9 protein-coding genes are annotated in these 10,715 nt (G+C 71.4%); 3 read left to right on the top strand and 6 right to left on the bottom strand.

What is annotated here, in order from left to right:
* Nucleotides 1-294 precede the first annotated feature (294 nt).
* Entirely contained in the window at nucleotides 295-1,791 is a 1,497-nt protein-coding gene (locus MET9862_RS26425; RefSeq protein WP_142585919.1) for an LTA synthase family protein, read from the bottom strand.
* 5 nt (nucleotides 1,792-1,796) lie between these two features.
* Nucleotides 1,797-3,278 carry a capsular polysaccharide export protein, LipB/KpsS family gene (locus MET9862_RS26430; protein ID WP_244612922.1) on the bottom strand — a complete coding sequence of 494 codons (1,482 nt, stop codon included), beginning with the start codon at nucleotides 3,276-3,278 and terminating at the stop codon, nucleotides 1,797-1,799.
* A gap of 620 nt (nucleotides 3,279-3,898) precedes the next feature.
* On the opposite strand from MET9862_RS26430, the gene MET9862_RS26435 reads away from it, so the two are divergent.
* Genes MET9862_RS26435 through MET9862_RS26445 form a run of 3 tightly spaced genes read left to right on the top strand, consistent with a single transcriptional unit; the run spans nucleotide 3,899 to nucleotide 6,970 of the window.
* Nucleotides 3,899-5,299: a capsule polysaccharide biogenesis protein gene (locus tag MET9862_RS26435; RefSeq protein ID WP_142585920.1), complete on the top strand. Its 1,401-nt coding sequence runs from the start codon at nucleotides 3,899-3,901 to the stop codon at nucleotides 5,297-5,299.
* 46 nt (nucleotides 5,300-5,345) lie between these two features.
* The gene (locus tag MET9862_RS26440) at nucleotides 5,346-6,113 is read left to right on the top strand and encodes an SDR family NAD(P)-dependent oxidoreductase (RefSeq protein WP_142585921.1); all 768 of its coding nucleotides are present in this window, start codon (nucleotides 5,346-5,348) and stop codon (nucleotides 6,111-6,113) included.
* Nucleotides 6,113-6,970: a formyltransferase family protein gene (locus MET9862_RS26445; RefSeq protein WP_142585922.1), complete on the top strand. Its 858-nt coding sequence runs from the start codon at nucleotides 6,113-6,115 to the stop codon at nucleotides 6,968-6,970. Before MET9862_RS26440 ends, MET9862_RS26445 begins: the two co-directional genes overlap by 1 nt.
* Nucleotides 6,971-7,042: 72 nt before the next feature.
* On the opposite strand, the gene ettA is transcribed toward MET9862_RS26445, so the two are convergent.
* The 4 genes from ettA to MET9862_RS30315 all read right to left on the bottom strand — a co-directional run bounded on the left by ettA (nucleotide 7,043) and on the right by MET9862_RS30315 (nucleotide 10,391).
* On the bottom strand, nucleotides 7,043-8,695 hold the full coding sequence (gene ettA, locus MET9862_RS26450; protein WP_142585923.1) for an energy-dependent translational throttle protein EttA: 1,653 nt from the start codon (nucleotides 8,693-8,695) through the stop codon (nucleotides 7,043-7,045).
* 266 nt (nucleotides 8,696-8,961) lie between these two features.
* Entirely contained in the window at nucleotides 8,962-9,234 is a 273-nt protein-coding gene (locus MET9862_RS26455; protein ID WP_142585924.1) for a hypothetical protein, read from the bottom strand.
* Nucleotides 9,235-9,246: 12 nt separating this feature from the next.
* On the bottom strand, nucleotides 9,247-10,134 hold the full coding sequence (locus MET9862_RS26460; protein WP_142585925.1) for a DNA/RNA non-specific endonuclease: 888 nt from the start codon (nucleotides 10,132-10,134) through the stop codon (nucleotides 9,247-9,249).
* On the bottom strand, nucleotides 10,125-10,391 hold the full coding sequence (locus tag MET9862_RS30315; RefSeq protein WP_244612923.1) for a hypothetical protein: 267 nt from the start codon (nucleotides 10,389-10,391) through the stop codon (nucleotides 10,125-10,127). Before MET9862_RS30315 ends, MET9862_RS26460 begins: the two co-directional genes overlap by 10 nt.
* Between the last annotated feature and the right edge of the window lie 324 nt (nucleotides 10,392-10,715).

Here is a 10,715-nt window from a genome sequence, read left to right on the forward strand (position 1 = left end):
GATCTCGTAGCGCGCAAACAGCCCGTCGGGCGTGGCCACCTCCGCCCCCGCATCCACCTGACGCGCGGTCGGGCCCGCCGCCGGAAGAACTGAGCAGCCGCCCGCAAGGGCCGAAATCAGCGCGATGAGCGCTGCCTGACGCAGCATCAGCCTACTCCATCCCGGCCATGGCTCGCGCCCGCCGGGTCGACACATGAACACGCGCCAGCAATGGCCGAGACCGCTTTACGAAGCGTTCGGGCCAGCGGGCACGGACCGTCCTTCGGCCCGCAATACGTCACGACGGTGGCACGGTCACGCTTGTGCGGGGCTCGCCCCTGCCGGCACCCCCGCTTCGGCGCCGACCGTGGCCCGGAGGCGACGCCCCAGTGCGTCCGCCGTCAGGTCGATCCGGCGGGGTGGTTCACGCTCCGCGGCGCCGAAGCGGAACAGGGCGTAGTCGGTCGCGGTCTCGCCGAAGCCCGGGCGGCAGGTCGGCAGCGAGGGCGCGTGATCACCGAAGACGCAGAGCGTCGCCCGTTCCCCTTCGAGCCCCGCCACCAGCTCCTCGACCATGCGGCCGGTGCCCGCCACGTGGTGGAGATACTGCGCCAGCGGATCGTCGATCCCCGGCAGGCGCCCGGGCTTCCAGGGCCCGTGGTTCTCCATGGTGACGCTGAACAGGAAGAGCGGCCCTCGCCGGTTGCGGACCTCGTCGAGGATGCGCCGCCCGAGCGCCACGTCCGAGACGTAGGGACCGATGCGGGGCGCGTCGCCGAACGCCTCCTCCATCACCAGCCGCTCGAAACCGAAGCGCTGCATCACCTGCGCACGCTGGAAGAAGTCGCGGTGGAAGGGGTGGACGAAGACGGTCTCGTAGCCGGCCTCGGCCGCGAGCCGGGCGAGGCTGGTCGGCTCGTCGCCGCCCGCGGCGAGATAGGGGTCGTACACGCCGAAGCCGAGGGAATCCACGTCGCGCCCGGTCAGCACCGCGTGCTCGCTGCGCATGGTGTAGGCGCCGTGGGCCGGCACGCGCAGGCGTCCGTACTCCGTGGCGCGGTCCTGGATCAGCGTCATCAGCGGGAGCGGCGCGCCGCCGAGCCGCTCGGGATCGACGAAGGATTCGAGCTGGATGACGACGACCACCGGATCGGCCGCTGCCGTCGCCCGCGCGATCGCCGGTGCGCGGGCGGGACCTTCGCCGCGGCGGCGCAGCCAATAGGCCATCAGCGTCGCCGGCAGGCCGAGGCGCCCGATATCCCGCTCGAGGTCCGGCCGCGGGAAGCGGCGGGCGACGAGGCCCGCGAGCGGCGGGCGCTGCGCCGCCAGCACCAGGGCGACGAGCGCCGCCGGGAGGGCGAGGATCGCCGCGACCGCCGCGCCGGTCCCGCGCGGCAGCAGGCTCGGCTCCAGCACGTACCAGGCCGCGACCGCAAGGAATCCGGCAAGCACCGGCCCCGCGATGATCGGGCTCGTCACCGGCGGGATGTAGTAGAGCTGCGGATGGCGCGGCACCTGCGGCAGCAGCGCGAAATCGCTGAAGACCAGCGGCTCGCCGATGACGTGGCGCTTCATCCGGCTCACCAGGACGAGGGCCGCCACCGTCAGCACCGTGCTCAGGCCGGCCAGCCAGGGACGCCAGGAGAAGACGAACCAGAACAGGGTCAGCAGCGTGTAGGCGCCGAGCCGCAGGCCGAGATCGGTCGGGCGTGCGCCGAACGGGGCCCGCGCGGCGCCGCCGAAGCGCTCGATCGCGGCCGAGACGGCGAGCGCCGCGCCGAGGGCGGGCAGGAAGCCCGAGAGGAAGGCCATCCGCCTTAGTCCTGTCCCGCCCCGCCCGGCCTGACGCCGCGGCGGGCGCGCAGGCGGCGCACGATCGGATTGAGCAGCCGGTAGCGCGCCTGCATCAGGGCGAGCGACAGGCCGCCCTGATGCAGGGCGCTGCGCGGGGCGGCGTCGCGCTCGGCGCTGAGCCGGGCCAGAAGCTGTTCGGGCTCGCAGGGCTTCATCGCCACCGGGTCGAGATAGCGCGGATAGAGGATCAGCGTGCCGGCGACGAGCTCGTCGAGGGCGAGGCGCCGGCCCCGGTCCGCGCCTGGCGCGAGATCCTCGCTCAGGCCCCAGCCCGCGTAGAACGGACGCCCATGCGTCGCCACCGTGAGACCGCGGATCAGCGCCTCGAACCCCGTGAGCGAGGTCATGGTCTCCACGTGCTGAACCCGGTCGAGCAGGTCGACGATGCTGATGCCGGAGACGATCCGGTCGGCGAGCGCCAGGGCCTCGGCCTCCGGGATGGCGCCCGGGCGGAAGCCGGCCTCGACATCGGGATGCGGCTTGTAGAGCAGGAAGGCGTCCGGGTTGCGGGCGCGTGCCGCTTCGAGCAGCGCCCGGTTGGAGCGCACCGTCGGCGAGCCGAACTGCACCGAGGCGTCGTCCTCCACCTGCCCCGGCACGAGCACGACCCGGCGTCCGGCCGGCCAGTCGCGGGTGCCGGCATCGAGGCCGACATTGTACTTGCTGAGGCGCCGCGCCACGATCTCCTCGCGCAGGCGGCGCGCCCGGTCGGTGAGGGCGGCCGGGAAATCGGCGCTCTTCAGGAGCAGCGAGAGACGGCTCTCGCGCCGCGGATCGTAATAGATGCCGGCATCGTCCACGACGATCGAGGCGCCCATGCGCAGGCTCGCGCCGAGCCCGACCGAGCGCAGGAAGCCGTCCTCCACGCGGGCGAGCGGCAGGCCAGCCGCGGCGCAGGCGGCCTCCAGCGACGCGGGCGCCCGCGTGGCCCAGGCCTGGATCCGGCCGCCGCAGCGCTTGGCCTCCGCCACCGCATCCTCGGCGGTCATGGTGTGGATCGGCGGCCCCTGTGGGCCCATCCCGAACACGTCGAGCGCCGGGCGCTTCCAGCGCGACATGCCGACATAGACGACACGACGGTGGTTCTCGGCGAAGCGCGCCCGCAGCCAGTCGACCCGCTCGGTGCAGGCCTCGGCGTCGATCGGCCGGCGCGTCCAGGGATCGAAGTAGTGGACCGCGACGGTGGCGTCCGGATGGCGGATGCGCAGGCTGGCGAGGCCGGTCTCGGGCCGGTCGTAGGGGCTGCGCAGCGGCCCCGGCTCCACCGTGAAGAGCGGGCGTCCGAGCAGGCGCGAGAGGCCGGCGGCCATGGAAGCCGGCTGCCAGGCGACGGCCGCCCCGCGCCCGAACGGCCCGAAGGCGCAGCCGGTGGCGGCCTCGATCTCCGCCCGCAGGCGGGTGATCGTCGGTCCGGTGGAGAAGAGCGCGGTCGGGGCCGGATTCATGTCTCGCTCGTCCGCGGGACCCGCGGGTCCTTCACCGAAGCTCACGCCGCGGCCGACTGAAGGGCGGCCGGCGACCTCGAGAGCTTCGCGGGGTGCACTAGAGCGCTCTCCGCCGGAGTGGAAGCCGGTTCGGCGTGAGAGAGCGCGTGACGACAAAGGCCTAGCGCCCTTCTCGACCGCGTTGCAATCGGGAACGGCTGCGCGCCTTCGGACGGATCCTCTCGCCGGAGCGACGTTCGTCCCGGCTCGTGAGCGCCCGTGGACCCGAGCGGTCTGGCGCACCTTTTCGGCATGAGCGAGGCCACGCCATGCCGTCAGCACAGATCTGTTCACCATGCTGCCTGTGCATCGTGGGGATGACACCGGGCTGGCGGCACGTGCGAGCGGGGCAGGACATATGGTCGCCGTGATTCAGGCCTAGTCCGGAGTTGCGGTCGCTCGGCCGGACCTGTCGACCGAGCATGTCCATCCGGCGTTGCCGGTCAGACACAAGTCTCGGAATTCACAGGGCTTACCGGCCGGAGCGCATTGCTGTGCGCCGGTGCTCCGTGCGAGCCCTTAGGTTGGCTCCCGCGGGATCGATGGTCCCCCGGCGCGGTGAAGGACAGAAGCGCTTCGGAATGCTGCAGCCTCGCCCAGACACCGCCTCCGTCGTTCCCGCCGTCCGGATCCTGGCCGATCCCGAGGGCCCCTGCGACGCGACTCCGGATGTCCTCGACGGTCTGGCGCGGGATGGCGGCCGGGGCCTGCCCGCCACCTTCCTGTTCCTTCAAGGCATCGCTTCGCCGTTCTTCGCCGATCTCGGCGCGGCGCTGAAGACGCGCGGCCATCAGGTCCGGCGCATCAATTTCTGCTCGGGCGACTGGCTGTTCTGGCGCGGCGCCTCGGACAATTACCGCGGCTCGCGCCGGGCCTGGCCCGCCTATCTCGACGCCTACGTGCTGCGCGAGGGCGTGACGGACATCGTGCTGTTCGGCGATTGCCGGCCCTTTCACGCGGTCGCCCGCGAGGTGGCCAAGCGCTACGGCCTGCGCGTCCACGTCTTCGAGGAGGGCTATATCCGGCCGAACTGGATCACCTGCGAGCTCGGCGGCGTGAACGGCTACTCCTCCCTGCCCCGCAGCGCCGAGGCGGTGCGGGCGCTGGCGCGCCGCCTGCCCCAGCCGGGCCGGGTGATGCCCTCGACCGGCGACATGGCGCGCCGCAGCCTGTGGGACGTCAGCTACAACCTCGCCAACATCTTCTTCCCCTACCTCTACCCGCATTTCCGCAGCCACCGGCCGACGCATATCGCGATGGAATATGCGGGCTGGATCAAGAAGTTCTCCCGCCGCGGCCGGACCCGGCGCGAGGCCGCACGCTGCAGCGAGATCTACAACGCGGTGGGCTGCGACTACTTCCTGCTGCCGCTCCAACTCGACAGCGACTACCAGATCCGGGTGCACTCCCCCTTCCTCGGGGTCGAGGGCTTCATGGACCGGGTGATCAAGTCCTTCGCCGAGACCTCGCGGGCACCGACCCGCTTGCTCGTCAAGCTGCATCCCCTCGATAGCGGCCTGATCAACTGGCGCCGCTTCGCCCGTGCCTCGGCCCGGCGCCACGGGGTCAGCGAGCGGCTCGACTTCATCGACGGCGGCGACCTGCCGACGCTGATCGCGGGCGCCCGCGGCGTCGTGATCGTGAACTCAACGGTGGGCATGCTCTCCCTGGAGATGGGCCGGCCGACCCATGCGGTCGGCACCGCGATCTACAACATGGCCGGCCTCACCCATCAGGGCGACCTCAACGGCTTCTGGACCGATCCGACCCCGCCGGAGATGGATCTCGTCGCCGATTTCCGGCGGGTCGTCCTCCACCGCACCCAGGTCAATGGCGGCTTCTTCTCGAAGCAGGCGATCGCCCGCGCCGTCGCCGGTGCCGTGCCGCGGCTCGAGGCGACGCTGCCCGACGCGACCGTGGCCGCCGCCCGCGCCATCCGCGCCCGCGCCGAGGCCGAGGGCAGCCTCGCGCCGGTCTACTGAGCGGATCCCTTGATCCGCTGCCACGCCGCGGGGTAGCACCCGGGCCATGCCCTGCATCCTGATCACCGGCGCGTCGAGCGGCATCGGCGCGGCGCTTGCCCGCCATTATGCAGACCCGGGTGCCACCCTGGTCCTGGTCGCCCGCGATCGCGACCGGCTCGAGGCGGTGGCCGCCGACTGCCGCGCGGCCGGCGCCACGGTCGACACCGTCTCTCTCGACGTGCGCGACCGCCCGGCCGTGCGCGCGTTCCTGGAGGCGGCCGACGCGCGCCACCCCCTCGACCTCGTGATCGTGAACGCGGCGATCAATGGCGGCCATCCGACCGGGGATATCGAGACCGAGGAGACCGCCTTCGAGACGGCCGACATCAATCTCGGCGGCGCACTCAACGTGATGCTGCCGATGGTGAGCCGGATGCTCGCCCGCGGGCAAGGCCAGATCGCCCTGATGTCCTCGCTCGCGGCCTTCGCGCCGCTCCCGGACGCCCCGGCCTATAGCGGCGCCAAGGCGGCCCTGTTCGCGCATGGCCTGGCCCTGCGCGAGAAGGTTCGCGCGCGGGGCGTGAAGATCAACGTGGTGACGCCCGGCTACGTGAAGACGCCGATGGGCGGCGACTACAAGGGCTGGCGCCCGCTGGAGATGAGCGCCGAGGAGGCGGCGCGGCGGATTGCGCGGGGGCTCGCCCGCGACCAGGACGTGGTCGCCTTTCCGCTGCGTCTCGCCGTCCTCGCCCGCGGCGCCGGCCTGCTGCCCGAGCGCCTGCGCCGGCTCGGCATGCACGGATTCCGCTTCCAGATCCGGAAACGGCGCTGATGGCCCGCGCCCGGATCGCGCTCTTCGTCCTGGAGGCTCTGCCGAATGCGCGCGCGATGCGCCGCTTCGTGGCAGATTATGCCCGCGAGATCGCCTTCGTCGGCCTCTCCAACGCGGAGCGCCCCGCGGCCGGCGGGCTCGTCGGCCAGGTCCGCCAGCATCTCGCACGCTCCGGTCCGGCGATCCTGCCCTATCTCGCGATCAATTTCGGCCTGCCGGACCTGATGCGTCCGCTGAGCCCGCTGACCCAGGCGCTCGCCCGCACCCGCGACCTCAGCGAGACGACGCCGCTCGCCGCGCTCTGCGCCCGTCACGGGGTGCCGGTCCTCTCGGTGGACGACGTGAACGGGCCGGAGGTGGCCGGCGCCCTGCGCAGCCACGCGCCCGACCTGATCGTCACCTACCATTTCGACCAGATCCTCACGGCGGAGACGATCGCGGCGGCTCGGCTCGGCGGCGTCAACGCCCATCCGGGGCTGCTGCCGCGCCATCGCGGTCCGGTCCCGACGATCCATGCGCTGGCCGAAGGCCCGGACACGTTCGGGATGACGCTGCACCGCCTCGCCCCGCGCATCGATGCCGGGGCGATCCTGGCGCAGGAGCGCTTCCGCCTGACGCCCGGCATCACCGCGACGCGGGCCTCCGTGCAGTTGCACCAGCACGGGCTCCTGATGCTGCAGAGCCTGCTCGACCGGATCGCGCGCGAGGGCGCCGTCCCGGAGGGCCGCAGCGTGCCGGTCCTGCCCTATTGCGGCTTCCCGGATGCGGCCATGCTCAAGGCCATGCGCGCCCGGGGCCAGAAGCTGACGGATATCCGCGACCTCGCCGACGCGCTGGCGCTGAACGCGTGGGGCTGACGCGGCCGATCCCGATGCCGGCCTCGGGCGCGCCTGCCCTCCCCCCAGAGGGGAAGAGCAGGAGTACGCCGCTCAGCGGGAGAACTTCTTGTACTTGATCTTCTTCGGCATGATCGAATCGGCGCCGAGGCGGCGCTGCTTGTCCGCCTCGTAATCCGAGAAGTTGCCCTCGAACCACTCGACGTGGCTGTCGCCCTCGAAGGCGAGGATGTGGGTCGCGATGCGGTTCAGGAACCAGCGGTCGTGGCTGATGATGACGGCGCAGCCCGCGTAATCCTCCAGGCCCTCCTCGAGCGCCCGCAGGGTCTCCATGTCGAGGTCGTTGGTCGGCTCGTCGAGGAGCAGCACGTTGCCGCCCTTCCGCAGCGTCGCGGCGAGGTGAACCCGGTTGCGCTCACCGCCCGAGAGCACGCCGACCTTCTTCTGCTGGTCGGGACCCTTGAACGCGAAGGCCGCGCAGTAGGCGCGCGAATTGATCTCGCGCTTGTTGAAATAGAGGATGTCGTTGCCGCCGGAGATCTCCTGCCAGACGGTGGCATTCGGATCGAGCGCGTCGCGCGACTGGTCGACATAGCCGAGATGCACGCTCTCGCCGACCTCGATGGCGCCGGCATCGGGCTTCTCGTTGCCGGTGATCATCTTGAACAGGGTCGTCTTTCCGGCGCCGTTCGGGCCGATCACGCCGACGATGCCGCCCGGCGGCAGCTTGAAGGACAGGTCCTCGATCAGCAGCTTGTCGCCGTAGGCCTTCGAGAGGTTCTTGAACTCGATGACGTTCTGGCCGAGCCGCTCGGTGATCGGGATGACGATCTGCGCGGTGGCGTCGACCTTCTGCGCCTGCTTGGCGACCAGCTCCTCGTAGCGGGTGATACGCGCCTTCGACTTGGTCTGTCGGGCCTTCGGCGAGGCCGCGATCCACTCCTGCTCGCGGGCGATCGAGCGCTGCCGGGCCATGTCCTCGCGGCCCTCCTGCTCGAGGCGCTTCTGCTTCTGCACCAGCCAGGAGGAGTAGTTGCCCTCGTAGGGGATGCCCCGGCCGCGGTCGAGCTCGAGGATCCAGCTCGTGACGTTGTCGAGGAAGTAGCGGTCGTGGGTGACGATCAGGATCGCGCCGGGATAGGCGCGCAGGTGGCCTTCGAGCCAGTTCACCGTCTCGGCGTCGAGGTGGTTGGTCGGCTCGTCGAGGAGCAGCAGCTCCGGCTCCCAGAGCAGGAGGCGGCACAGTGCGATGCGGCGGCGCTCGCCGCCCGAGAGGGTGGCCACCGGCTGCTCGTCGCTCGGGCAGCCCAGAGCCTCCATGGCCTGGTCGACCTTCGAATCGAGCTCCCACAGACCGAGCGCCTCGATCCGGTCCTGGAGCTCGGTCATCTCGTCGGCGGTCTCCTCCGAGTAGTTCATGGCGAGCTCGTTGTAGCGGTCGAGCATGGCCTGCTTCTCGGCCACGCCCTCCATCACGTTCTCGCGGACCGTCTTGTTCGGATCGAGCTGCGGCTCCTGCGGCAGGTAGCCGACGCGCGCGCCCTGGGCGACCCAGCCGTCGCCGGTGAAGTCCGTGTCGATGCCGGCCATGATCTTGAGCAGGGTCGACTTGCCGGCGCCGTTGATGCCGAGCACGCCGATCTTGGCATCGGGGTAGAAGGACAGGTTGACGTTATCCAGGACCTTCTTGCCGCCGGTATAGGCCTTCGTCAGGCCCCGCATGTGGTAGATGAATTCGCGGGCCATCGCGGTATCCTCTGGGTTCGGGCCGGCGCGCTCGCGCAGCGCTGCCATGTTGCGGCGCGGCGCCGCCGGGGTGCGGCGCAGGCTCGGACCGGTCCGCCCGCTTGTCTCTCACGAAGATCCCGCCGCGCCGTCATGGCCGGAGGGGGGCTCCCGGAGGCCGGGAGTTTCGTGAGAGGCGCCTGTCGGGGGCCGGCCGCTCTCGCGTGGAATGATCGGACCCGACTATCAGGCCCGGCAGGGCCGGGCAAGGATGGGGATCGAACCGCTCAGGCGAAAGGGTTCTTGACCGGCTGCGGCGCCGCCTCCGGCTCGGCGACGGCCTCGGGCAGATCGGCCGATTCGAGGGCGGCGACGATCGCCGCGGCCGTCCGCTTCAACTCGCGCGCCAGGGCGAGGCCGGCCTTGTCGCGGGTCAGGTCGAGGGAGCCGTGCAGGCCGATCCGGTCGCGGCCGTTCTCGAAGGAGAGCCCGCCGAGGTTGCGCACGGAGGCATCGTCGGCGAAGGGCTCGAAACGCGGCGCGGTCTTGCGGGTCGTCATCGCACCCCTCCGTCAGAAGATCGAGCGCAGCACGTCGCGCAGCGCCTTCGAGACGGCGCGGGCGAGCTCGCGGAAGAACCAGTCCTGCCAGGTGTCTGAGCGCGGGCGCCGCTCCGCCGCATCGCCGCGGGCGAATTCGCGCGGCTCCGGCAGGTCCATGGCGCGCGCCTTCGCTGCCGCGGGCAGGCCCGGGAAGACGTCGACGCCCGCGACCGCGCGCAGCTCGTCCATCGACACGGCCCGCCATTCGCCGCCCCCGCGATTGGGCGCGAGATAGGCGCCGGCCTCGCCGCTGGCCGGGTCGTAGAGGGCCTTGTAGAGCTGGGTCGGCACCAGGACGCGGCTCTTCAGGGCATCGACCACGCCGCCGGTGAAGACGGCACCCGTGACCACGTAGAGCGTGCCGCGCTGGCTCGCGAGGCGGCGCACGCTCTCCTCGATGCCCGACCAGAGGCCGCGGTTGAAGGCGCGGTTCTGGGGGACGATGTTGGCGAGGCTGAACGACTGGGCCTGCGCCTCCGGCGTCGGCATGTCGCCGGCCGGGGCGAGATGGCCGCGGTCGAAGCCCGAATGGACGTAGTCCTCGAGCTGCGAGCGCTCGGCCGCGGGCAGGCGCTCCTCCTCGTGGAAGCTGTCGTCGCGGGCGACCATGCGGGCCGCGGCGACGCTCTCGCGGGTGAGGTGCTCGGCCGCGTAGAGCGGCGTGCGCGAGGCGCCCGAATGCAGCACCGCATAGGCCTCGAAGCAGAGGGGCCGGGTATGGGCCGCGAGCTTCGGATTGGTCAGGACGGGAGCCCGGCCCTCGGCGAACAGGCCGGGGCATGGCGGGTCGTCGGCGGCGGCCGGGGACGCCCCGAGCAGCGCCAGGACGATGACGGCCTGCAGAGGTCTCAGTAGCACGTGCGGACCTTCCGCGGGCCCTGGGGCGTCGGCCGCACGCGCCAGCCGCAGGGGCGGCCGATGCTGCCCTCGAACGGGTGGACGGCACGGTCCGGGCCGCCCGGAATCTTGCGGGCCGGGCAGTCGCCCAGGAAGCCGCACGGAAACGTGAGGTTCCCGTCGACCGGACGCGGATCGGCATAAGCCTGGCCGGCGAACGGACCGCCGAAGAGGACCGGCGCAGCGAGCAGGATTGTGCACAGACGAACGGCGTTCAACAGCCAGCCTCATGTTGCCGCGCGGGCACGAAACCGTAAAAAATCGCCGTCCAACATTGATCGGGACGCCGATCATCCGTAACTGGCACTATCATGACACCGGCTGTGCCGGCTGTCCCTCCGGGTCTGCGGCTGTTCAAGGGCCGCACGTGCCGGCCCCGCCGGGTGCGAGGTTTTCGGAGAGATGGCGCCGGCCGGTCAAGCTTCAAGAACGGGTGCTGGTCTTGGCCGAGAGAGAGAGCGTGACGTCGATTCTTGACGGTCTTGAGGAGCCTGCGGCGTTGCGGCGTCTGCCGGAGAGCCGTCTTCAGGCGGTGGCGGACG

The sequence above is a fragment of the Methylobacterium symbioticum genome (assembly GCF_902141845.1).
Taxonomy (GTDB): domain Bacteria; phylum Pseudomonadota; class Alphaproteobacteria; order Rhizobiales; family Beijerinckiaceae; genus Methylobacterium; species Methylobacterium symbioticum.